Origin of the sequence: Boudabousia liubingyangii, assembly GCF_001907245.1 — a bacterium.
GTDB lineage: Bacteria > Actinomycetota > Actinomycetes > Actinomycetales > Actinomycetaceae > Boudabousia > Boudabousia liubingyangii.
Genome location: NZ_MQSU01000001.1, coordinates 89,666 through 111,607 on the forward strand (window position 1 = coordinate 89,666; position 21,942 = coordinate 111,607).

General features: G+C 56.4%; 32 protein-coding genes. 1 reads left to right on the forward strand and 31 read right to left on the reverse strand.

From position 1 onward, the window contains the following. Window position 1 precedes the first annotated feature (1 nt). The 5 genes from BSR28_RS00425 to alr all read right to left on the reverse strand — a co-directional run bounded on the left by BSR28_RS00425 (window position 2) and on the right by alr (window position 4,261). Window positions 2-736, reverse strand: coding sequence for a succinate dehydrogenase cytochrome b subunit (locus BSR28_RS00425; protein ID WP_073708634.1), 735 nt, complete (start codon window positions 734-736; stop codon window positions 2-4). A 241-nt stretch (window positions 737-977) separates the two neighbouring features. Further along, window positions 978-1,484 carry a ribosomal protein S18-alanine N-acetyltransferase gene (gene rimI, locus BSR28_RS00430; RefSeq protein WP_083562808.1) on the reverse strand — a complete coding sequence of 169 codons (507 nt, stop codon included), beginning with the start codon at window positions 1,482-1,484 and terminating at the stop codon, window positions 978-980. Window positions 1,485-1,516: 32 nt separating this feature from the next. Continuing rightward, on the reverse strand, window positions 1,517-2,275 hold the full coding sequence (tsaB, locus tag BSR28_RS00435) for a tRNA (adenosine(37)-N6)-threonylcarbamoyltransferase complex dimerization subunit type 1 TsaB (RefSeq protein WP_073713023.1): 759 nt from the start codon (window positions 2,273-2,275) through the stop codon (window positions 1,517-1,519). Beyond that, on the reverse strand, window positions 2,275-2,829 hold the full coding sequence (gene tsaE / locus BSR28_RS00440) for a tRNA (adenosine(37)-N6)-threonylcarbamoyltransferase complex ATPase subunit type 1 TsaE (protein ID WP_073713024.1): 555 nt from the start codon (window positions 2,827-2,829) through the stop codon (window positions 2,275-2,277). The genes tsaB and tsaE overlap by 1 nt, the downstream gene beginning before the upstream one ends. 19 nt (window positions 2,830-2,848) lie before the next feature. Continuing rightward, window positions 2,849-4,261, reverse strand: coding sequence for an alanine racemase (gene alr / locus BSR28_RS00445; protein ID WP_073713025.1), 1,413 nt, complete (start codon window positions 4,259-4,261; stop codon window positions 2,849-2,851). A 137-nt stretch (window positions 4,262-4,398) separates the two neighbouring features. On the opposite strand from alr, the gene coaA reads away from it, so the two are divergent. Continuing rightward, window positions 4,399-5,412: a type I pantothenate kinase gene (coaA, locus tag BSR28_RS00450; protein WP_083562810.1), complete on the forward strand. Its 1,014-nt coding sequence runs from the start codon at window positions 4,399-4,401 to the stop codon at window positions 5,410-5,412. Here the strand turns inward: coaA and BSR28_RS00455 are convergent. The 26 genes from BSR28_RS00455 to rplN all read right to left on the reverse strand — a co-directional run bounded on the left by BSR28_RS00455 (window position 5,371) and on the right by rplN (window position 21,917). After that, window positions 5,371-5,964, reverse strand: coding sequence for a DedA family protein (locus tag BSR28_RS00455; protein ID WP_158020312.1), 594 nt, complete (start codon window positions 5,962-5,964; stop codon window positions 5,371-5,373). The genes coaA and BSR28_RS00455 overlap by 42 nt on opposite strands. A 145-nt stretch (window positions 5,965-6,109) precedes the next feature. Then, window positions 6,110-6,862: a DedA family protein gene (locus BSR28_RS00460; protein WP_073708629.1), complete on the reverse strand. Its 753-nt coding sequence runs from the start codon at window positions 6,860-6,862 to the stop codon at window positions 6,110-6,112. 157 nt (window positions 6,863-7,019) lie between these two features. Then, window positions 7,020-8,384 (reverse strand): phosphoglucosamine mutase, encoded by a 1,365-nt coding sequence (gene glmM / locus BSR28_RS00465; protein WP_073708628.1) that lies wholly within the window; start codon window positions 8,382-8,384, stop codon window positions 7,020-7,022. A gap of 135 nt (window positions 8,385-8,519) precedes the next feature. Further along, a complete protein-coding gene (gene rpsI / locus BSR28_RS00470; RefSeq protein ID WP_073708627.1) occupies window positions 8,520-9,008 on the reverse strand; it encodes a 30S ribosomal protein S9 in 489 nt (162 codons plus the stop codon). Window positions 9,009-9,040: 32 nt separating this feature from the next. Then, complete coding sequence (rplM, locus tag BSR28_RS00475) at window positions 9,041-9,487, reverse strand: 50S ribosomal protein L13 (protein ID WP_073708626.1); 447 nt, start codon at window positions 9,485-9,487, stop codon at window positions 9,041-9,043. A gap of 297 nt (window positions 9,488-9,784) precedes the next feature. Next, window positions 9,785-10,351 carry a GNAT family N-acetyltransferase gene (locus BSR28_RS00480; protein ID WP_073713026.1) on the reverse strand — a complete coding sequence of 189 codons (567 nt, stop codon included), beginning with the start codon at window positions 10,349-10,351 and terminating at the stop codon, window positions 9,785-9,787. A 134-nt stretch (window positions 10,352-10,485) separates the two neighbouring features. Further along, on the reverse strand, window positions 10,486-11,337 hold the full coding sequence (truA, locus tag BSR28_RS00485) for a tRNA pseudouridine(38-40) synthase TruA (RefSeq protein WP_073713027.1): 852 nt from the start codon (window positions 11,335-11,337) through the stop codon (window positions 10,486-10,488). Between the two features lie 98 nt (window positions 11,338-11,435). Further along, entirely contained in the window at window positions 11,436-11,957 is a 522-nt protein-coding gene (gene rplQ, locus BSR28_RS00490) for a 50S ribosomal protein L17 (protein WP_073708624.1), read from the reverse strand. 30 nt (window positions 11,958-11,987) lie between these two features. Continuing rightward, entirely contained in the window at window positions 11,988-12,989 is a 1,002-nt protein-coding gene (locus BSR28_RS00495; protein ID WP_073708623.1) for a DNA-directed RNA polymerase subunit alpha, read from the reverse strand. 150 nt (window positions 12,990-13,139) lie between these two features. Beyond that, window positions 13,140-13,544, reverse strand: coding sequence for a 30S ribosomal protein S11 (gene rpsK / locus BSR28_RS00500; protein ID WP_073708622.1), 405 nt, complete (start codon window positions 13,542-13,544; stop codon window positions 13,140-13,142). Window positions 13,545-13,594: 50 nt separating this feature from the next. Beyond that, window positions 13,595-13,963, reverse strand: a complete 369-nt coding sequence (gene rpsM, locus BSR28_RS00505; protein WP_073708621.1) for a 30S ribosomal protein S13 — start codon at window positions 13,961-13,963, stop codon at window positions 13,595-13,597. Window positions 13,964-14,113: 150 nt separating this feature from the next. After that, window positions 14,114-14,227: a 50S ribosomal protein L36 gene (gene rpmJ, locus BSR28_RS00510; RefSeq protein ID WP_003790577.1), complete on the reverse strand. Its 114-nt coding sequence runs from the start codon at window positions 14,225-14,227 to the stop codon at window positions 14,114-14,116. A 46-nt stretch (window positions 14,228-14,273) separates the two neighbouring features. Further along, window positions 14,274-14,495, reverse strand: a complete 222-nt coding sequence (gene infA, locus BSR28_RS00515; protein ID WP_071163714.1) for a translation initiation factor IF-1 — start codon at window positions 14,493-14,495, stop codon at window positions 14,274-14,276. 144 nt (window positions 14,496-14,639) lie between these two features. Further along, window positions 14,640-15,515 carry a type I methionyl aminopeptidase gene (map, locus tag BSR28_RS00520; protein ID WP_073713028.1) on the reverse strand — a complete coding sequence of 292 codons (876 nt, stop codon included), beginning with the start codon at window positions 15,513-15,515 and terminating at the stop codon, window positions 14,640-14,642. Between the two features lie 67 nt (window positions 15,516-15,582). Further along, window positions 15,583-16,152 carry an adenylate kinase gene (locus BSR28_RS00525; protein ID WP_073708619.1) on the reverse strand — a complete coding sequence of 190 codons (570 nt, stop codon included), beginning with the start codon at window positions 16,150-16,152 and terminating at the stop codon, window positions 15,583-15,585. Then, the gene (secY, locus tag BSR28_RS00530) at window positions 16,149-17,447 is read right to left on the reverse strand and encodes a preprotein translocase subunit SecY (protein ID WP_073708618.1); all 1,299 of its coding nucleotides are present in this window, start codon (window positions 17,445-17,447) and stop codon (window positions 16,149-16,151) included. The genes BSR28_RS00525 and secY overlap by 4 nt, the downstream gene beginning before the upstream one ends. Window positions 17,448-17,589: 142 nt before the next feature. Continuing rightward, a complete protein-coding gene (gene rplO, locus BSR28_RS00535; protein WP_073708617.1) occupies window positions 17,590-18,078 on the reverse strand; it encodes a 50S ribosomal protein L15 in 489 nt (162 codons plus the stop codon). A 2-nt stretch (window positions 18,079-18,080) separates the two neighbouring features. After that, a complete protein-coding gene (rpmD, locus tag BSR28_RS00540; protein WP_073708616.1) occupies window positions 18,081-18,263 on the reverse strand; it encodes a 50S ribosomal protein L30 in 183 nt (60 codons plus the stop codon). After that, window positions 18,263-18,952: a 30S ribosomal protein S5 gene (rpsE, locus tag BSR28_RS00545; protein WP_073708615.1), complete on the reverse strand. Its 690-nt coding sequence runs from the start codon at window positions 18,950-18,952 to the stop codon at window positions 18,263-18,265. Before rpsE ends, rpmD begins: the two co-directional genes overlap by 1 nt. A 28-nt stretch (window positions 18,953-18,980) precedes the next feature. Beyond that, window positions 18,981-19,352: a 50S ribosomal protein L18 gene (gene rplR / locus BSR28_RS00550; RefSeq protein WP_073708614.1), complete on the reverse strand. Its 372-nt coding sequence runs from the start codon at window positions 19,350-19,352 to the stop codon at window positions 18,981-18,983. Between the two features lie 2 nt (window positions 19,353-19,354). Next, complete coding sequence (rplF, locus tag BSR28_RS00555) at window positions 19,355-19,891, reverse strand: 50S ribosomal protein L6 (protein WP_073708613.1); 537 nt, start codon at window positions 19,889-19,891, stop codon at window positions 19,355-19,357. A gap of 17 nt (window positions 19,892-19,908) precedes the next feature. Beyond that, the gene (gene rpsH / locus BSR28_RS00560; protein WP_073708612.1) at window positions 19,909-20,307 is read right to left on the reverse strand and encodes a 30S ribosomal protein S8; all 399 of its coding nucleotides are present in this window, start codon (window positions 20,305-20,307) and stop codon (window positions 19,909-19,911) included. A gap of 69 nt (window positions 20,308-20,376) precedes the next feature. Beyond that, a complete protein-coding gene (locus BSR28_RS00565; RefSeq protein WP_073708611.1) occupies window positions 20,377-20,562 on the reverse strand; it encodes a type Z 30S ribosomal protein S14 in 186 nt (61 codons plus the stop codon). Between the two features lie 2 nt (window positions 20,563-20,564). Further along, window positions 20,565-21,119: a 50S ribosomal protein L5 gene (gene rplE, locus BSR28_RS00570; protein WP_073708610.1), complete on the reverse strand. Its 555-nt coding sequence runs from the start codon at window positions 21,117-21,119 to the stop codon at window positions 20,565-20,567. A 1-nt stretch (window position 21,120) separates the two neighbouring features. Continuing rightward, a complete protein-coding gene (gene rplX, locus BSR28_RS00575) occupies window positions 21,121-21,549 on the reverse strand; it encodes a 50S ribosomal protein L24 (protein WP_073708609.1) in 429 nt (142 codons plus the stop codon). Further along, the gene (gene rplN / locus BSR28_RS00580; RefSeq protein WP_071163702.1) at window positions 21,549-21,917 is read right to left on the reverse strand and encodes a 50S ribosomal protein L14; all 369 of its coding nucleotides are present in this window, start codon (window positions 21,915-21,917) and stop codon (window positions 21,549-21,551) included. Before rplN ends, rplX begins: the two co-directional genes overlap by 1 nt. Between the last annotated feature and the right edge of the window lie 25 nt (window positions 21,918-21,942).

A 21,942-nucleotide genomic window follows, 5' to 3' on the forward strand; every position in this document is an offset into this window, starting at 1 on the left:
TTTAGTGAACACCACCAGTGAATAGCAGGTATAGGGGCGGAGCCATGAAGACTACGAAGACCAGTAGGCCAACTAGGCCAGAGATGATAATGATCAGGCTCTTCGTGTTCTTACGTAGCCAGCCGAAGGACTGCAGTGCGGACCAGATACCGTGCCCGATGTGTAGGCAGAGAGCGCCAACACCCAAGGCGTACACAAGAACCATGTACCAGTGGGAGAAGGTCGTCTGCATCATTAGGTACGGAGCCTGGGAGACGCCGTCTACTTCCCCGGCGGCATAAGCGGCTTTGTCACCGACCTGAATGGTCTTGGTGGTGAAGTGCAGCAAGTGGAAGATGATGAACAGGCCTAGGATTACACCGCCGTAACGCATGGTGCGTGCAGCATAAGCGTTAGAAGCGCTCTTCTTGACCTGGTAACGAGAACCGCGGGCGCGGTTGGAACGCTTCCAAGTAGCAGCTGCAGCGTAGAGGTGCACCACTAGGAACACAATCAAGCCCACACGTAGGATCCAAAGTAGACCCTCATAGGGAAGAATGGGCATGAACATGGTGCGCAAGTGGTGAGCGTACCCGTTGTAAGCCTCCGGACCTGCGAAAATCTTCAGGTTGCCGTAGGAATGGAATAGGATAAATACGACGAAAAACAGACCGGAAATAGCCATCAGCTGCTTTAGGAAAACAGTGGTGTTCCAGCTGCGTCGTTTCTTCTGAGTTAATGCTTTGTTATTGGCCACGTATCTAAGTTACCTGAGCCTCACCAAAGAACCTGTGGGCCAGAAGTCCCGCCAGTCAGAAAAACACCTTCGACAATTCCTTATTTTCGCTATATTTTGGGAAAAATACCCATTTAATGACAGAAAAAATTGCACCCGATTTTCTGGCACAGTGGCGCAAAAATCGGATGCAATTAGGGCGCTTTACGTAACACTTTATTTTTCAAAAAAGCATTACTAGCGATTTAGCTGACTTTTTAACTCAGTAATCCAGCAGCAAACGCATGATTACCGCGTCTTCAGTGGGGTTGTGGTAGTAACGAGGACGACGGGAGATTTCCTCGAATCCCATCTCTTCATAGAGGGTTTGGGCAACCTGGTTACGTTCGCGCACCTCAAGGAAGATCGAGTCCGTCCGCAAGATTCGAGAAGCATTAATCAGGGCCTGGGTCATGGCTTTGCCTAGCCCGTGTCCACGCGCTTCGGGAATCACCCCAATGGTCATGATTTCCGCGGTTTCCGGCGAGTGCATGGTACCGGCGTATCCAACCATCTGGTTATTCTCGTCAAAAACACCCACGTACACACGGAAGGGACCGATCAGTTCTTCGTGAAGCATAACTTCACTCCATGCCTCACGCGGGAAGACGGTCTGCTCAACCCGGCAAACATCCTGCAGGTCATCCTCGTCAAGCGCTTTAATCCAGAAGCCTGCGGGCATGGGGGTCACTTCCGCAGCATGGCGCGCATCTTCAAGATAGTTAGGCATGATTGCTCCTTAACCGGTGTATTGATGTATCACTACCCTAACGCACTTTTGGTGCTTTTAGACACTTGAACGTCGGGGCGGCGTAAATAAAGTGGGGTCAATTCTAGGTTAAATTCAGCAAGTTTCGCAGCTTCTACGGCGGCAAGTTGGCTGCCTTCCGGCTCCATCCCAGTGGCACCACCTAGACGGGCTTGTGCAATCCGAGCCAGCCCGGCAACCTCGTACGCCTCAACCTGTCCGGCCCCGACTACCTCAGAGTAGAGGGATGCCGCCGGACCCACCCGAGGAAGCTCTTCGGTCGGCGGAACCTGAGCGGCCAAGTCCGCAGGCGCAACTACCTGGTATTCGTCAAGCAGCTGGACATCGTCTGTACCCTGGGCGCGGAAGCGTGCCGCGTATAGTTCTTTCCGGCGCGCATCAAGTAGTGCCAGTACTTCACTCCCCTGCTGCCCGGCCGGATCCAGCTGGTCAAGTGCGCATCGTGCCGCCAAATCAAGTGCGGAAACTCCGTAGACCGGAACTGAGCAGCTAAAGCCCAGGGCCTGCGCGGTAACTAGGCCGGCACGTAGTCCAGTGAAGGGGGCGGGGCCGCGACCTACGACAATCGCGTCGAAGCAGCCCTTGAGGGATTCTCCTTCGGGGCGTCCACAAACTTCGTGAATTAGGCCCATCAGGGCTTCGGCGTGGGCGCGGGCAGAGAGCGCTTGGGCGGCGGCTTTTACTTCATCCCCGTCCACTAGCGCCACGCGTGATCCCATGGCGGTGTCAATGCATAAGAAACGAGTACTCATTATTTCTCTTCCTCGATTTGGGCCGGTGCTAGGTGGGCGATTTCTGCCAGCTTCGCTAGGGCTGCTTCATCCCAGCGACTGGAGGCGGGGGTGAAGACGATTCGTCGTTTGCCATCATCGGCGGATGCTAGGTCGATTACGTCCTGGTCGTCGGTGGCGACGCCGGCTTCCTCACGTCCAATGAGGATTTCTAGGCGGTCAGGGCTCATAGCCTCGGTCTTCCCTTCACCCCATTCGACGACGGTGACGGCTTCTTCGAGCGAAGCATCCAGGTCTAGGGTCTCTAGATCATCTAGGTCGGTAATCCGGTAGGCGTCAGCGTGGATCAGGTTGGGCCCATTGGGGTTGGGGTGTTCGCGCGCGATGATAAAGGTAGGCGAGGTCGGGCGGCCTCGGACTCCCATGCCCTCACCTAAGCCCTGGGTGAAGGTGGTTTTGCCGGCTCCAAGCCCGCCAGAGAGCATGAGCAGGTCTCCGGCTTGGACGAGTTCGGCTAGGGCACGTCCCAGCGCCCTCGTTTCGTCAGCGTCAGACGTATTGAATACGACCGTCATTTATCTTTCCCTCTTTGCTTTACTTGCCCGAAGATTCTACGCCGTTTTCTGGGTTGAGCCCAGTTTCTGTCAAGCAGCGCATAGTTTCCGTGGTGCTTCGGTTTGCGGGTTCCCAGTAAACGCGCGGTACACGTGGGCCTAGGGTAGTTACGACCTCGTAATTGATAGTGTCGATGGCCTGTGCCCATTTATCGACGGAAGGCAGTCCGTCAGGTTCCCCGGAGCCAAATAGGTAGATCCGCTGGCCGCGTGCCAGCGGGGCGGGCTGGTCGGCGGGCCCTAGGTCGATAACGAACTGGTCCATGCAGATACGTCCAACGACTGGGAATTCTTTGAGTTCGCCGGTTTCTAGGCGAGCCCAGACTTTCGCACGGTTAGAGGCACGTCGGTTGATGCCGTCTGCGTATCCAAGGGGAACTAGTCCTAGCCAGCGGTCTCCCGGGGTGGTCCAGGTGGCATTGTAGGAAACGCCCTCGCCAGCCGGAACGCGCTTTACGGAAAGTAGCGGGGCGGATAGTTCCATGACGGGACGCAGGAAGTCCGGGGTTCGCGGGTGTGCCGGGTCGGGTGAGAGCCCATAGAGGCCAATCCCCCACCGGATTAGGTCATAGTGCGCGCGCGGGTGCCAGAGTCCACCCGAAGTAGCTGACAGGTGCAGGATCTTGTTTTCAAGGCCTACTGATTGGGCTACCTGCACGGCCTGTTCAAAACGGGCGATCTGTTGGTTGGTTCGTTCGATCCCTTCGGGGGTGGCTTCGTCGGCGCTTTGTAGGTGCGACCAGATGCCTACGACCTGTAGTTGCCCGGCTGTTTCAGCGCGGGCGGCTTGGGCGACTAGTTCGGGCCAGACGGCTGCGGGGGATCCGGCGCGGGAGTTGCCGACGTCGATTTTTAGGTGCACGCGCGGGGGTGGGCAGCCAGCTGCCAAATATGCTTGCCGAGGGGGCAGCATTTCACTTTGACCGGTTTTGGGCAGTTTGGTTTTAGCGCTGGTTTTTTCAGTTTGGGCTTTTTCGCGGGCGCGTTTTCCGGCGGCCAGGATGGCTTCTAGTTCGGCTAGGTTCGAGGCCGAAATATCTAGGCCGCGCATGATGGCTTTGCTGAGTTGTTTGGGGCCTTTCCCGGCGGGGTCGGCGTTCACAATCCAGGTGAAGAGGCGGGGGCCTTCTGGGTCTAGACAGCTGGGGACACCGGCTTTGTCGAGTTCTTTCCGCAGGTGTAGGGCTTCGCCGATTTGGGCTTGTCCTAGCCAGTTGACGCCTTCTTCGAGAACGGTCAGGGCAACGGGTAGTGATCCGTGCCCGTAGGCGTCGGCTTTGATGATAGCTAGGGGCTGGGAGTCAGGGGCGCAGGCTCGCAGGTGCCGCAGGTTATGACGTAGGTGTCCCAGGTTGACCAGCGCGGTTGCTGGGTAGCTGTCGGGAAGTTTCATGGCCTTAGTTTCTCACTCTCAGGCAGTCAATGCGAACGCGCCACGTTGAAACTGGGGACTTTTAGTGTGCGGTATTTGACGGCCCAAAATCTGCTTTGGCGTTGGGATGGTGCGCGGAATCGTGTAAAAATGTGCCCATGACTTCACAGCGCGCACTAGGTGAGGCGATTATCGCCCTGGGTAATGCAGAGAATGAATTGCTTGAGGGCAGTGATCATCTTTCGCCGTTTTTGACTATTTCCCGCGAGGATTGGGCTCGCCTGGCGCCGAATACTGAACTCCCCTTGACCGACGAGGAAGTTAAGAAACTAGCCGGTTTGGGTGACCCCATTGACTTGAAGGAAGTTGATGCGATCTACCGTCCGGTCTCGAAGCTGATTGAGATTTACGTACAGCGTCAGCGTCAGATCGCGAAGGAGCGTCGTCAGTTCCTTTCTGAGCCGGAAACTAAGGTCCCCTTCGTGGTGGGGATTGCAGGCTCGGTTGCGGTCGGTAAGTCGTCGATTGCTCGCGCTTTGCAGCGGTTGTTGCAGCGCTTTGATCAGACACCGAAGGTTGATCTGGTTACCACCGATGGTTTCCTCCTGCCGAATAAGGAACTTGAGGAGCGGGGCCTGCTGGGTCGCAAGGGCTTCCCTGATTCTTATGATCGTCATGCGTTGCTGCGTTTCTTGGCTGAGGTCAAGTCCGGTCAGCAGCACGTTCAGGCTCCGGTTTATTCGCACGTCATTTACGATGTGGTCCCCAATGAGTTCATTAGCATTGATCAGCCTGATATTTTGATCGTTGAGGGCATTAACGTTTTGCAGCCGCCGCGCATTAATCCGCATTCTCACCAGCCTACGTTGGCGGTTTCGGATTACTTTGACTTCAGTATTTTTATTGATGCCCACCATCAGGATGTGGAGTCCTGGTATGTGGATCGTTTCTTGAGTCTACGTGAGGGCGCCTTCCGGGATAAGGATTCCTTCTTCCGTGCTTACGCAGATTTGGATGACGAGGCCGCGGTTTCCTTGGCTCGTCAGATCTGGACTGAGATTAACCTGGTTAACTTTGTACAAAATATTAGGCCGACTCGTTCCCGAGCCGACCTAATCATTCACAAGGCTTCAGACCACCGAGTCTCCAAGCTCCTCTTGCGCAAGCTGTGAGTTTTTCTTCGCGGTAACGCGACTGATGATCTGGTCAATGATCAGACCCATGGTAATGCCACAGGCAATCCCGATGACCATGCCTAGGAATGGGTGGCCTTTGAAGAAGCGTCCGGCGGTTAGACCGATAATGACGCTGAAAGAACACCAGAGGATGTCGGCGACGATCATGGTGGGCATAAAGCGACGCAGTTGGTAGTGTGCCGCCCCGGCGGTCATATTTACGGCGACGCGACCAACCGGGATGAAGCGGGCCGTTAGTAGGTAGGAGGCACCGCGACGGTTCAGGGCGTTGCGGGCGGTGGCTAGGGCTTCCTCGGTCGCGAATCGACGAATAACCGGAATCTTGCTGACGGGGAGCCACTTGCCTACATGGTAGGCACCTAGGTCGCCGAAGAAGGCGCCGATTACGGCAAAGATAATGATGGACCACAGGGGTACCACCTGACCGGTGTGCCAGAGTGACGCGAGCGCGATGATCAGGGTCTCTGAGGGCAGAATGGGCGCAAAACCGTCAATGAAGCAAAAGAGCATCAAGGTTGGCAGGATCATGAAGCTTCCCGCCCAGCTAAGGACTACGCCCATGACCCAGTGCATCCAGTGATACAAAGGCTCCCCTTTCCGGTGCAGCGAAGAACAGTAACAACGTTTTGGTGACTGTTCGGATTAATCTTAGGTTAGTGTAACCGAGGTAATCCTACTTAGTCGATACTTCTTCTTGGTCAGCAGCTGTTTGATCTACCACCATTTTTCGTTGCGGCTCTTCCACATCATCAATGTCATTGATGGGCAGTTCTGTGGGGTTTTCTTTGGTTTCTTCCGGGTCTTCCTGGGCCCACTGGTAGCCGCGGGCACGGAAGTAACTCTTGATCAGCATTAGCAGCTTATCTAGCACAAAGCCGAAGGCGATACCGACAGCAATGCCAATGATCATGCCGAGCAGCGGGTGACCCTTGAAGAACTTTCCGGTCCCCCACCCGATGGAGAGGGAAACGCCAGCCCACATGAGGGAGCCAACAAAGTCGATGGCAAAGAAACGTAGGTAGGGGAAGCGTACGGCGCCGGCGGTCATGTTGATCGCGATACGACCAATGGGCACGAAGCGAGCACCCAAAAGTACAGAAGCACCACGGCGGTCTAATCCCCGGCGAGCCTTACGCATTTTGTCTTCGGTAGCGAAACGGTTAATGATGGGGATCTTATGGACCGGCAGATAGCGACCGATCAGGTAGGCGATGGAGTCGCCGCCGGTGGCTCCCAGGGCGCAGAAGATCCAGATGATCCACAGTGGCACGGTGGGGGCATTGTGGGATAGTGAGGCGATCGCGATGATGAGCGATTCTGAAGGCAGGGGCGGGAAGAATCCGTCCAGGAATGAGAACAGTGTCAGGATGGGCACTACCAGCCAGCTATCGGCGAGGGAGGTCACGAGGTCTAGAAAACGGTCCATGGCTTCCTTTGCGGGTAGCAGGGCGGATGTCCCTGCACGGTGATCTGGGTTTAGGTTTAAGGTGCTTTAGCTTTAGATTCCGCTAGGCCTGGTTTTGGATTTTTGGTCCGGACTCAGACCTAGCGGAACCTAGTAGCTATTGGTGGCTTTTTAGAGGTCAGAGCGCTAGTTCTTTGGCGACTACGTCAGCTAGACGCTGGGCGGCAGCATCAGCTTCGGTCTGGGTGGCGGCTTCCACCATGACGCGAACTAGCGGTTCAGTGCCGGAGGCGCGTAGTAGGACACGGCCGGTGTCGCCTAGGAAGGCCTCCGCCTTGGCTACGGCGTCCTGGATAACTTCGCTTTCTAGACCATTCTTATCAACGTTGGGAACGTTAATGAGGGTCTGCGGGAGACGCTGAATAAAGCTGGTTAGTTCAGCTAGGGTCTTACCGGAGCGTTTCACGTCACGAGCGATCATGAGGGCGGTGAGGATACCGTCACCGGTGGTGGCGTAGTGGGCGTTGATTACGTGACCGGATTGTTCGCCACCTAGGGCATGTCCGCTAGCTAGGATCTCTTCTAGTACGTAGCGGTCACCAACGGCGGTTTGGACGGTCTTGATGCCCTGCTTTTCCATGGCGAGTTTGAGGCCCAGGTTGGACATTACGGTTACGACTAGGGTGTCATTGTTTAGGCGTCCAGACTTCTTCAGGCCGACGGCTAGCATACCCATGATCTTGTCACCGTCGATGAGGTTGCCTTCATGGTCGACGGCTAGGCAGCGGTCCGCGTCGCCGTCGAAGGCCACACCGAAGGCGGCCTTGGAGGCGACGACGACAGCCTGTAGCTGTTCGGGGTGGGTGGATCCGCAGTCATCATTGATATTGCGACCATCGGGGGAAGCGTTCATGACTACTACGTCAGCGCCGGCTTCACGTAGGGCTTCGGGGCCTAGGAAGGAGGCGGCACCGTTGGCGCAATCAACTGCGATACGTAGGCCCTTGAGCGGGGTGTCGCAGGCTTCAAGTAGGTGGTTGACGTAGGCGCGGTCGGCAATAGCATGGTCGCTGGTGATTTCACCAACGCCTTCACCGGTGGGGGCTTCCCAACCTTCGGCATTTTCTAGTAGTGCCTGGATTTCGTCTTCGACGGCGTCTTCAAGTTTGAAGCCACCCTTGGCGAAGAACTTGATGCCATTATCGGGCATGGGGTTGTGGGAGGCGCTGATCATCACGCCAAGGTCGTATTCGCCGCTGGTCATGAGGAAGGCCACGGCGGGGGTGGGCACGATGCCGATGCGAACGACATCCATACCGGCCGAGGCGAGTCCGGCGGCGATGGCGTGTGAGAGGAATTCGCCGGAGACGCGGGTGTCGCGTCCGATGATGGCTTTGGGCTTTTGTTCGCTGTTACGACGTTTGGCGGGTAGCTTTTCTAGGGTGTAGCGGGCGGCAGCTTGGCCAAGTTTGAGGGCAAGATCTGCGGTGATGTCTCGGTTTGCTAGGCCACGTACGCCGTCGGTGCCAAATAGTCGTGCCATAGTTCCTCACTTTAAGGTGGTTTAGGTTTTGGTTCATTTTAGGCACTTGGGCCTAAAGCGACATGTTTAATATAAAGTTTACCCCCGGGCGCATGATTGCGTCCGGGGGTAAAAAGATTCCGTATTGCTTCCGGATCAGCGCTTGCTGAACTGCGGTGCGCGACGGGCCTTCTTTAGACCAGCCTTCTTGCGTTCCACAGCGCGGGCGTCACGGGTTAGGAAGCCAGCCTTCTTCAGTGCGGGACGGTTTGCTTCGCGGTCAATCTCGTTGAGGGCGCGAGCAATGCCCATGCGTAGAGCACCGGCCTGACCGGAGATGCCACCACCGTGGATACGGGCGATGACGTCGAAGCGGCCTTCGATGTCTAGCAGAGTGAAGGGGGCGCGAACTAGCTGCTGGTGCAGCTTGTTCGGGAAGTAATCTTCTAGGGAACGGCCGTTTAGCTTCCATTCGCCGGTGCCGGGCACCAAGCGAACGCGAGCAACAGCTTCCTTGCGGCGGCCCAGGCCTGCACCGGGGGCCGTCAGCGACTGACCGCGACCCGCAGGAGCGGACTCGGTCTCAGACGTGTAGGAGCTGGGAGCTTCTTCCAACTCTTCGATTTCGACGGTGGTCTCAGCCACAGTATTCCTCGTTTTCTATCCTGGCCCGCAGATTACTGCTGGGCTACCTGGGTAATCTCGAACGCTTCGGGCTGCTGAGCCGCGTGCGGGTGTTCCGGACCGGCGTAAACCTTCAGCTTGCGCAACTGAGCGCGACCAAGCTTGTTCTTCGGGAGCATTCCCTTGACTGCCTTTTCGACAGCACGCTCAGGGCGAGTTGCCAACAGGTCACGGTAGGAAACTGCGGTCAAACCACCGGGACGACCCGAGTGGCGGTAAGCAAATTTGGTGTCGGCCTTGTTACCGGATAGTGCAACCTTGTCAGCGTTAATAACGATAACGAAGTCACCCTGGTCCATGTGGGGAGCAAAGGTCGGCTTGTGCTTCCCACGGAGCAAAACGGCAACATGAGACGCTAGACGACCCAAAACAACGTCAGTCGCATCGACGACGTACCACTTGGGGCTTGCGTCACCAGGCTTAGGTGAATAAGTGCGCACGCTAGTAGCCTTCTTTTCATTAGTCAGGAGTCCGCGTTGACCGCGAAACTCTCATTTTCAAAGTATTTTCCGTGTTTGAGTGTGGTTGAAAAGCCAACGAGTGGGAGGCGTTGACAGACCTATTCCACACATGCAACTTTAGAAGTCTACCGCGAATTGGGTCCGAGCGTCAAAGGAATTGCCTGTGTAAGTAGTCTCAGAAAACCCGAGTTTGCAATTAAAACGCCACGAAATTCCAACTTACGACAGTCATCCCTTAAACCCGCAAAAGGGCCTTATACGCAAAACCGGCCATCCCTAGTTAGGTTCTCGCTCGTTCAGGTTCAGAGAATAGATATGCTTATCTACCCAGGCATCCCCCTCGTAAATAAAATTCTTCCGCACACCCTCGTAGGTAAAACCTAACTTCTTCAGCAAGCCCATCGAAGGTTCATTGCCATCACTCACATGCGCCTCCACGCGATGGAAGTTCAGCTCGGTGTCCAACAGTTTAAGTAATGCCTGTAACGCGTGATATGCGTATCCGCGGCGCCAGAACTGGTTATGGATTAGATACCCGATTTCGCACCATTGAAAGGATCCACGTTCCAGCGTGACGACATCAAGCATTCCCAGATGTTCACCAGACTCATTGAAGACCCCAAAAATGTACTGCTTATCCGCAAGAGCAAACTCTTGATGTTTTGCCACTAACCCCTCGAACCACTCAGGCGAACAAATGGACATGTCCATCTTGCCGTCATCATAGGGATTCTGGGAGGGGCCGCGGTTCTCGAAGCCCGTAAACCATACTTCATAATCTGCAGCAGACAATGGACGAATAGTAATTTCGCCTGATTGGGCACTAAGGTCAAAGCGAGTCAAATAGTTACTCCTGGTAGTTTTTCTGCGATTTTCTAGACGGGCAGCACACCTTAGTGCTTCCCTCATTTAGGCCCACCAAAATTTCCACATAAAGATGTAGGCCTTAAGTCACTATACCAGATTAAAATTGTTAACTAGCCGCGGTAGACGCGACTGCGCTGAGCCTGCTCAGCCCACTCCTCCGGGGTTTCCGGATAGTAGATGCGAGCCAAACGTAAGCCTTCAGGCGGAGCGATGGGAGCAGCCTCGTCCCGGGAAGCTTGGGCAAGGATGGTACGCGGATACGTAACGGGTTCCTTCCCCTGGCCGACGCGAATTAAGGCCCCTACTAGCGAGCGGACCATGGAGTGACAGAAAGCGTCAGCCTGCACCTTGAACTCCACTACCCCACTGTCATGTCGGATCACGTCGAGGACGATCAGGGTGCGTACCGTACTGGCTCCCTCACGGGGTTTACAGTAGCCAAGGAAGTCATGCTCCCCTAGCAGGTCAACAGCCGCTTCCTGCATTGCCGATATGTCAAGTTCTTGGTCACCTTCTAGCCAGGTCACACCGGCTCGTTGGAAAGGAGTGCGACGCTCACGCAGGTCGACTAGCTGGTAACTGTAGCTGCGAGACAGCGCAGAGAAACGTGCGTCAAAGCGGGGGTCCACGGGTTCTGCTTGGTAGATGACGATGTCGCCGGCCGGCTGATTCGCCTGATGGGCACGCATCTTGAGGATTTTTTCGAGGCGTCCAGGTAGATTTTGGAGTTTATCTGGAGCACCGGCACCGTTGGTTGGGATATCGCAGTGGGCGACCTGTTCTTGGGCGTGGACGCCAGCGTCGGTACGCCCGGCAACCGTGAGGGGGATTTCTTGTTGAAAGATCAGAGCCAGGGCTGCCTCAAGTTCACCTTGTACGGTACGTAGTCCCGGCTGGGTGGCCCAGCCACGGAAGTTGGTGCCGTCGTAGGCTAGGCGCAGCTTTATTCTCTGAGTTTCCATGGTCTCTAGCTTAAATGAAAAGCAGTGTGCCCACCCGAGTATTTCGGGTGGGCACACTAAAAGTTTTATGAGTTTTTGGTAGCTGGGCTACCGGTTACTCATTCAGCTTCGGTTGCTTCGGCTTCGGGAGCTTCCTTTTCGGCTTCCTTAGCTTCGACCTTTTCTTCCTTGGCGGGCTTTTCAGCAGCCTTGGCAGCGGTCTTTTCAGCAGACTTTACAGCAGCCTTCTTTTCAACCTTTTCCATGACTAGGGATAGCTGAGCCATCGGAGCCTGGTCGCCCTTACGAGCGGGTAGCTTGATGATTCGGGTGTAGCCACCTTCGCGAGCATCGTCCATAGCGGGAACGATGACGTCGAAGAGTTCATGGGTGTAGTCGAAACGGCCAGCGCGCTTAGAGGTGTTGGTGCCTAGGACCTTGATGACCTGGCGACGTGCGTGCTGGTCTCCACGCTTGGCCTTGGTGATCAGACGCTCTAGTAGCGGCTGAACGCGCTTGGCGCGGGTGAAGGTGGTGACGATCTGACGGTGTTCGATTACGTTGCGGCAGAGGTTAGCCAGGATTAGGCGTTCGTGCGCAGCGCTGCCCCCCAGGCGGGGACCCTTTGCGGGCTTCGGCATAGTAGTTTCTCCTTAAAGATTTAAGTATGGTCAGCCGATGTTGTCATCGGAGAACTGAATGGAAGAGGGGGTTTCGCCTTCTCCGAGCGTGGGCATCTGAGAATCCTTTAGAGCCATCCCGAAGGCGGCCAGTTTCTCTTTGATTTCCTCGATCGACTTGGCACCGAAGTTACGGATGTCAAGTAGATCTGCTTCTGAACGCGCGACTAGTTCGCCGATGGTGTTGATTTCATCGCGGTGTAGGGCGTTCATGGAGCGCGGCTGTAGACCCAGTTCCTTAATCGGTCGGGCTAGATCCGCGGCTAGGGCGTTATCGGTCTGGGATTCACCCAGGTCGATACCTTCGGATTCCACGTTCAGTTCCTTGCAGAGACCGAAGAGTCCCACGAGGGTGGTGCCAGCAGAAGCTAGGGCATCACGGGGGCTGATAGCGGGCTTGGTTTCCACATCAACGATTAGACGATCAAAGTCGGTACGCTGGCCCACACGGGTGGCTTCCACCTTATAGGTGACCTTTAGTACCGGAGAGTAGATCGAATCGATCGGAATGCGGGAGATTTCGGCATCGTCGCGCTTGTTCTGCGCGGCGGAGACGTAGCTGCGTCCACGTTCCACGGTTAGTTCAATCTCTAGACGACCCTGTTCGTTTAGGGTGGCTAGGACTAGTTCCGGGTTGTGGATTTCCACACCGGCGGGCGGAGTGATGTCACCAGCGGTAACAACACCTTCACCAGTCTGACGCAGGTACATTACTACCGGCTCATCATTGTCAGAGGACAGCACGATCTGCTTAATGTTAAGGATGATCTGTGCGACGTCTTCCTTCACGCCTTCAATGGTAGAGAACTCGTGCTGCACGCCATCGATACGGATGGAGGTAACCGCAGCACCCGGGATGGATGACAGCAGGGTACGACGCAGGGAGTTACCTAGGGTGTAGCCGAAACCGGGCTCAAGCGGCTCGAGAACGAAGCGGGAGCGCCGTTCGTTCACAACTTCTTCAGTCAAAGTGGGTCGCTGTGCAATTAGCACGTCGATTTCCTTTCCTCACCCGATGCCCGCCATATGACATCGAGATATTGAACTGTGGACCGTTGGTCCACGGAGGATTTTTTCAAGGTTGCTTCGGAAATATGGCGAATCCCCGAAGCGGACGTAGGAACCTGTGAGTTCCCCAGCGAATCAGACGCGACGACGCTTGGGCGGACGGCAGCCGTTGTGTGCCTGGGGGGTGACATCCTGAATGGTGCCAACCTCTAGACCGGCAGCGCCGAGGGAGCGGATCGCGGTTTCGCGACCGGAACCCGGGCCCTTAACGAATACGTCGACCTTCTTCATGCCGTGTTCCTGAGCGCGCTTTGCAGCAGCTTCAGCAGCTAGCTGGGCAGCGAAGGGGGTGGACTTACGTGAGCCCTTGAAGCCAACCTGGCCTGAAGAGCAAGTAGCGATTACTGCACCGGTGGGGTCAGTGATCGAGACGATGGTGTTGTTGAAGGTGGACTTAATGTGAGCCTGACCTACAGCAATATTTTTGCGTTCCTTACGGCGGCCTTTACGAGCTGCCGCGGCGCGAGTCTTGGGGGGCATATCTTCTCCTAAAAGATCATCGAACTGGCGTTAATACGCTCAGCCGCCTACTACTTCTTCTTACCTGCGACAGTGCGCTTCGGGCCCTTGCGGGTACGAGCGTTGGTCTTAGTGCGCTGCCCACGAACGGGTAGGCCACGACGGTGACGCAGACCCTGGTAGGAAGCGATTTCAATCTTACGGCGAATGTCAGCCTGTACCTCACGGCGCAGGTCACCTTCGACCTTGTAGTTGGACTCGATGTAGTCGCGGAGCTTAACCAAGTCTTCTTCGGTTAGGTCCTTAACGCGAACATCGGGGGAAACCCCAGTAGCGTCCAGAGTTTCTTTTGCGCGGGTACGCCCTACGCCGTAAACATAAGTGAGGGCAATCTCCAAGCGCTTTTCGCGCGGGAGGTCCACACCGGCAATACGTGCCATTTTTTCTCCTATGTGATCGGAGGTCGTCGCCTCACCTTCCGGACAGTTCTTAAGTCCGGCCTCGGCCTCCGAAACCGAGGGCTGCACCGCTTAGCGGGTGGCTGGTGAAACGCTATTTCGTTCCCTTTGGGGGAAAGCAGTCAGGGATTTTCAGCCCTGGCGCTGCTTGTGCCTGGGGTTGTCACAAATAACCATGACGTTGCCGTGGCGACGAATCACCTTGCACTTGTCACAGATCTTCTTGACACTCGGCTTGACCTTCATGTTGTACCTCCGCCGCCGCTATTGTGGCGGCGCCTGTGTCTAGTTCTTACTTGTATCGGTAGACGATACGACCTCGGGTGAGATCGTAAGGGCTGAGCTCCACCACTACTCGATCCTCAGGGAGGATTCGAATGTAGTGCTGACGCATCTTTCCTGAGATGTGCGCTAGCACGATGTGTTCGTTCTGTAGTTCCACGCGGAACATCGCGTTGGGAAGAGCTTCAACAACTGTTCCCTCGACTTCGATTACACCGTCTTTTTTAGCCATATACTCCGACTACTCTCAATTTCTTGGGTACCTCCAACGCTTTTCGTTGAAGACGGCTCCTTAGACAGAGATCTCTCCCGGAATAGGAACACCCAACGAACAAGGTTATTAGTTTTCTGCCCAATAAGCAACCGGCTAGGCTGTCTAATCAGTCACCACGCCGGGCAAAGTAACCGGTTTTAGTCCAGCAGGAGCTAAAATCTCCGCTCCCCCGTCCAGGGCCGTGAGCACCCACACTCCCCCGGGCATGATAGCAACGGTGTGCTCCCACTGACAGGCTAGAGAGCCATCTTTGGTTCGCACGGTCCAGCCGTCATCGTCGGTGGAGTTGTCCGGGTCTCCGGCGGTCAGCATGGGTTCGATCGCGAATACCTGTCCCGGGCGGAGCTTCATTAGCTTGCCGCGCACGGAATAGTTGTAAACATCGGGGGCTTCATGCATGGCATTGCCAATACCGTGCCCTACGTATTCTTCTACGATGCCCGCTTCCCAGCCGTAGTCGATGGCGCGTTCGGCGACGACCATTTCGACGGTATCCCCTACTGCGTTTAGGGTTTGGGCGCCCTTCGCTAGTTCGCGGATTACTTCGTAGAGCGCGGTCTGGGTTACTTCGTTTAGTTCGCGAGCGGTTTGGCTGCCTGCTTCTTCCCCGCCAATGATCATGGAGAAGGCCGCGTCACCGTGCCACTGCTTATTTTCCCGGTTTACGTACGCACCGCAGTCAAATTTGACGAGGTCGCCCGCTTCCAGTTTTCGACTACCGGGGATTCCGTGGACGATTTCGTCGTTTACGGAGATGCAGACGGTGGCCGGAAAACCGTGATAGTTGAGGAAGTTGGATTTTGCTCCCTCAGCTTTAATAACGTCGCGGCAGACTTGGTCTAGTTCGCCGGTGGCCATTCCAGGTTTGGCGGCTTCGCGTAGCGCCTGGTGAATTTTGGCGACCACTAGGCCGGCTTCGCGCATGAACCCGATTTCTTTGGGCATCTTCGGGTTGACTTTGTCTCTGAAGCGAACCATGTTTCCCCTCTTAGTAGGTAGCGTTAAGGGCCGAACCTGATTGGCCCGGCCCTTAACCGAAAGTTGTTTAGAGCTCGTCTAGGATCTGATCGATACGAGCGGTGACCTCTTCGATGGTCCCATTTCCGTCGACGCGACGCAATAGGTCGTGTTCTTCGTAGTAGGTGGCCATGGGTTCGGTCAGTTCGGTGTAAACCTCAAGGCGGTGACGAATAACGTCTTCGGTATCATCCGGACGGTGCTCGAGTTCGGCACGGTGCAGCATGCGCTTTACGACCTCGTCAAGGTCGGCGTCGATTTCTAGCACTAGGTCTAGTTCGGAGCCCATGGAAGCTAGGGCTTCGTGTAGGACACGGGCCTGGGCGACGGTACGGGGGTAGCCGTCTAGTAGGAAGCCGTTCTCAGTGTCGGGAGCAGCTAGTCGAGCTTCAACCATCGGGTTGGTGACTGAGTCGGGTACGTATTCGCCCTTGTCGATGTAGGACTTCGCGCGGACTCCTAGTTCAGTACCCTCGGTAATGTTGCGGCGGAAGATCTCGCCGGTGGAGATGTGAGGGATGTTTAGGCGTTCGGCAATGTGCTTTGCCTGGGTACCTTTACCGGCACCGGGAGGGCCGATCAAAATCATACGGGTCATCGGAGGAATCCTTCATAGTGATGTTGACGCAGTTGTGCGTTTACTTCTTTAACCGTCTGGAGGCCAACACCGACGATAATCAGGAGGGTGGTGCCACCGAACGGGAGCTGTCCTTGGGTGATGCCCATGGGGATTAGTGCCAACACGGGGATCATGGCCACGAGGACTAGGTATAGGGAACCAGCAGTGGTGATGCGGTTGATGATGTAGCGCAGTAGGTCGGCGGTGGGTCGACCAGCGCGGACGCCGGGTACGAAGCCGCCGTACTTCTTCATGTTGTCTGCTACCTCGTCGGGATCGAAGGTGATCTGGGTGTAGAAGAAGGAGAAGAAGATGATTAGTAGTGCGTCTAGCAGCAGGTACAGCCAGGAGCGCTGCTGGAAGTAGCGCATGATGAACTGTACCCAGGGCTTGGTCGGGTCACCGAACTGGGCGATCATCATGGGCATGGCCAAGATCGAGGTGGAGAAGATGACGGGGATAACGCCCGACATGTTGATCTTGATCGGGATGTAGGTGGCGGAACCACCGTACATGCGCGAGCCGACCATACGCTTGGCGTACTGTACGGGGATGCGACGCATAGCTTGTTCAACGAAGACAATGGCTAGGGTGATCGCCATGATTAGGGCGATGATACCTAGGACCTTGATGACGCCGTTTTCTGCGGTGGCGCCAATGTTGAAGAGCTGGGAGGGCAGGCGGGCGATGATCGAGGTGAAGATCAGTAGGGACATGCCGTTACCGATGCCTTTATCGGTAATGACTTCGCCTAGCCACATGATGCAGGAGGAGCCTGCAGTCATGACGATGATCATGACGATGAAGACCCATACGGATTCGTTCGGGATGATCTTTTCCTGGCAGCCGGGGAACATTCGACCTGAGCGGGCCAGGGAAATGAAGCCGGTAGCCTGCATAACCGATAGGAAGATGGTTAGGTAACGCGTGTACTGCGTTAGCTTGGCCTGTCCGGCCTGTCCTTCCTTGTGGAGGTCGTCAAAGCGCGGAACCACGACGCGGAGCAGCTGGATGATAATCGACGCCGTAATGTAAGGCATGATGCCCAGGGCGAAGATTGATAGCTGCATTAGTGCGCCACCGGAGAATAGGTTCACGAGGTCAAGTAGACCGGCACCCTCAGACTGGGCCATACACTGGTTAATGTTGTGCACGGAAACACCGGGTGTGGGGATGAAGGTACCTGCCCGGAATAGTGCCATGATGAACAGCGTAAATAGTAATTTACGCCGTAGGTCCGGCGTCCGGAAGGCTTGTGCGAATGCGCTAAGCACGCTACCTCCTAAATAGGATTTCTGGGTTTGCCCGAGGTTGGGCATGGGTCGATGAGGATATTCTAACCAGCTATCTGGGATATCCCTAATTTAAGACAAAAGGAAGGGCGGTCCGCATTTGCGAACCGCCCTACCGGGACGATCAGCGGAGGGTTAGAGACCCGCCGGCCTTTTCGACCTTGTCTTTTGCGGAGGCCGACCAGGCGTCGACCTCTAGTTCAAAGGCTGCCTTGGCTTCGCCGGTGCCTAGAACCTTAACTAGCTGGCCCTTGCGGACGGCGCCCGCTGCCACTAGTTCTTCAACACCAATCTTGCCGCCCTCGGGGAAGAGAGCAGAAAGCTTGTCCAAGTTCACAACCTGGTATTCGGTGCGGAAGGGGTTCTTGAAACCACGGAGCTTAGGTAGGCGCATGTGCATAGGCATCTGGCCACCTTCGAAGCCCTGGGGGACCTGGTAACGTGCCTTGGTACCCTTGGTACCACGACCCGCGGTCTTACCCTTGGAGCCTTCACCACGACCAACGCGGATCTTCTTGCGCTTGGCACCGGGTGCCGGGCGCAGGTGGTGTACGCGTAGGACCTGAACGTTTTCTTCAGTCGTTTCGACTGCTTCGGTGTTCTTAGCTGCCATAATCAGTTGGCCTCCTCTACCTTGACGAGGTGAGCTACAGCGCGTAGGTAACCACGCAGCTGTTCGCTGTCCTCACGAACGGTGGACTGACCAATCTTGCGCAGGCCCAGGGTGCGCATGGTAGCGCGCTGGTTCTGCTTGGCACCTACGTCACCACGGACGCGGGTAATCTTCAGGTTCGTCATCAGTTACTCACCCCTGCTGCAGCAGCTTCGGCTTCAGCCTTTTCTGCTGCTTCCTTACGTTCCGCTTCGCCTTCGGCGCGGGCCCGCAGCATACCTGCAGGAGCAACGCGTTCTAGCGGTAGGCCACGGCGAGCTGCCACGCCTTCCGGCTGTTCGAGCTGCTTTAGCGCCTTGACGGTCGCGTGCACGATGTTGATTGCGTTGGACGAACCCAGCGACTTGCTGAGGACGTCATGCACACCCGCGCAGTCCAGGACGGCGCGCACCGGGCCACCGGCGATAACGCCGGTACCGGGAGCGGCAGGACGCAGCAGGACGATACCTGCAGCATCTTCACCCTGGGTGACGTGAGTGATGGTACGGCGAATCATGGGAACGCGGAAGAAATTCTTCTTTGCTTCCTCAACACCCTTAGCAATAGCTGCGGGTACTTCCTTCGCCTTTCCGTAGCCAACACCGACGGTACCTTCACCATCACCAACGACGACTAGTGCGGTGAAGCTAAAGCGACGACCACCCTTGACGACCTTGGAGACGCGGTTAATGGTAACGACGCGCTCTACGTACTGGTTCTTTTCTTCGCGGCCCTTGTTGCCACGACGTTCTTCTCGGCGTCCCCGACGCTCGCGACGCTCTGTGTCGCGATTTTCGGCGGACTGGCCGTTCCTGTCTCGCTGCTGTGCAGCCATCAGTGTGCCCTCTTCCTTCTCTTCGCGATCACAGGCTCAACCCGCCAGAGCGGGCTCCGTCTGCGACGGCCGCGACGCGGCCATGGTACTTGTTTCCGCCACGGTCGAATACGACCGCTTCAACACCGGCAGCCTTGGCGCGATCGGCGAGTAGTTCGCCAACCTTGCGTGCGGCATCGGTTTTGTTTAGGTCTGAACCACGTAGGTCAGCTTCCAGGGTGGAAGCAGCTGCTAGGGTACGACCGACGGTATCGTCGACGATCTGCGCAACCATGTGACGGTTCGAACGACGAACCACCAAACGCGGGCGTTCGGGGGTACCGAACACGGTCTTGCGGACACGCTGGTGACGACGCTTTAGGGCAACTGCCTTGCCCTTTCCCTTTACGGTGTAAGCCATTATCACTTACCTGCCTTTCCGACCTTGCGGCGGACCTGTTCGCCTGCGTAGCGGACACCCTTGCCCTTGTAGGGTTCGGGCTTGCGGATCTTACGGATGTTGGCGGCTACCTCACCGACAAGCTGCTTGTCGATGCCGGCAACGGTCAACTTGGTGGGGCCTTCAACCTTGAATTCGATGCCTTCAGGTGCAGCCACGGGAACCGGGTGCGAGAAGCCGAGTGCGAATTCAATGTCCTTACCCTTGGCCACAACACGGTAACCGGTACCGACGATTTCGAGCTTCTTTTCGAAGCCCTGGGTAACGCCGAGGACCATGTTCTGGATTAGGGTACGGGTGAGGCCGTGTAGCGAGCGGGACTTGCGCTCGTCGTTGGGGCGAGAAACGGTCAGTTCGGAGCCGTCAATCGCAACCTCAATGGGTTCCGGGATGACGTGCTGTAGCTGACCCTTGGGGCCCTTTACGGTTAGTTCGCGGCCTTCGAGTTTAACCTCGACGCCAGCGGGTAGTGAGACTGGAAGTCGTCCAATACGAGACATATCTGATTCCTCCTATCTCACCAGATGTAGGCGAGGACTTCCCCGCCGACACCCTTGTTAGCTGCTTCACGGTCAGTGAGTAGGCCGGAAGAGGTGGACAGAATTGCCACACCTAGGCCACCCATAACCTTGGGCAGGTCGGTTGACTTGGCATACTTGCGAAGGCCGGGCTTGGAAACGCGCTTGACGCCGGAGATGGCGCGTTCGCGGTTCTTGCCGTACTTCAGCTTTAGGGTGAGGGTCTTGCCCACGCGGGCGTCCTCAACCTCTGAGCCAAGAATGTATCCTTCGGCTTCAAGGATCTGCGCGATGGCAGCCTTCAGCTTCGAGTGCGGCATGGAAACCGACTCGTGCTGCGCCGAGTTAGCGTTACGCAGACGCGTAAGCATATCTGCGATTGGATCTGTCATAGACATTTGGGCGATGCCCTTCCTCGTCGGGGTTTCCGAACGGCGCTTATCGCCGTTGGACCTGCGACGTAGTTGTTACCAGCTGCTCTTAGTTACGCCAGGGAGTTCGCCGGCTAGGGCTAGCTCACGTAGGCAGATACGGCAAAGGCCGAACTTGCGGTACACGGAGCGGGGACGACCGCAACGGTTGCACCGGGTGTAGGCACGGACCGCAAACTTGGGCTTGCGGGCGGCCTTGACTTTGAGGGAGGTCTTAGCCATTCTCAGTTCTCCTTAAACGGGAAGCCGAGGTGACGCAGTAGGGCGCGTCCTTCCTCGTCGGTCTTCGCTGAGGTGACCACGGTGATGTCCATGCCGCGAACGCGGTCGATGGAATCGGGGTCAATCTCATGGAACATGGACTGTTCGGTTAGACCGAACGTGTAGTTGCCGTTACCGTCGAACTGATTCGGGTTCAGACCGCGGAAGTCACGGATACGGGGAAGAGCAGTGGACAGCAAACGGTCCAAGAATTCCCACATACGTGCGCCACGTAGAGTGACGTGTGCACCGATCGGCTGACCTTCGCGCAGCTTGAACTGTGCGATGGACTTACGTGCCTTGGTAACAAGCGGCTTCTGGCCGGTGATGGCGGTTAGGTCGCGGATGGCGCCTTCCATGAGCTTGGAGTCGCGTGCTGCTTCTCCGACACCCATGTTGACGACGATCTTGACTAGACCGCCAACTTCCATGGCATTAGCGTGCTTGAATTCGTCACGTAGTTTGGCAACGATTTCGTTATCGTACTTGGCCTTTAGGCGAGGAGTTGCTTCAGTCATATCAGATCTCCTTACCATCGTTTTCGCCGCCGCGGATTACGCGGACGCGCTTGGTGCGAACACGGCCGTCGCGCTCAACCTGGACCTCTTTGAAGCCAACGCGTACGGGCTTCTTGGTGTCCGGGTCAACCAGAGCCACGTTGGAAACGTGGATGGGTGCTTCGCGGTGTTCGATACCACCGGTAACCTGGCCCTGAGCTGACTGCCCCTGGCGTACGTGGTGGGTGCGGACGTTAACGCCCTCAACAACCACGCGGTTGGTTTCGCGTAGTACTTCAATTACAACGCCCTGCTTGCCCTTGTCGCCGGGGGTAAGAGGAGCCTTACCCTTGGCTTCGCGGGTTGCATTGCGGGCTTCGATTTTCTTGGCGTCCGAGGGACGACCAACGATGACCTCTACTAGGTCACCCTTCTTAATTTTTGCTCCCATCACAACACCTCCGGGGCGAGCGAGACGATGCGCATGAACTTCTTGTCACGCAGTTCGCGTCCAACTGGACCGAAGATGCGGGTGCCACGCGGTTCGCCGTCGTTCTTTAGGATGACAGCTGCATTCTCATCGAAACGGATGTAGGAACCGTCAGGACGGCGGCGTTCCTTGCGGGTACGCACGATTACCGCCTTTACGACGTCTCCCTTTTTAACATTGCCGCCGGGAATGGCGTCCTTGACAGTGGCAACAATGGTGTCGCCAATGCCTGCGTAACGCCGACCCGAGCCGCCGAGCACGCGGATGCAGAGGATTTCCTTTGCACCGGTGTTGTCGGCGACCTTAAGTCGCGACTCTTGCTGGATCATTCTTATGACTCCTGTCGTCGTGCCG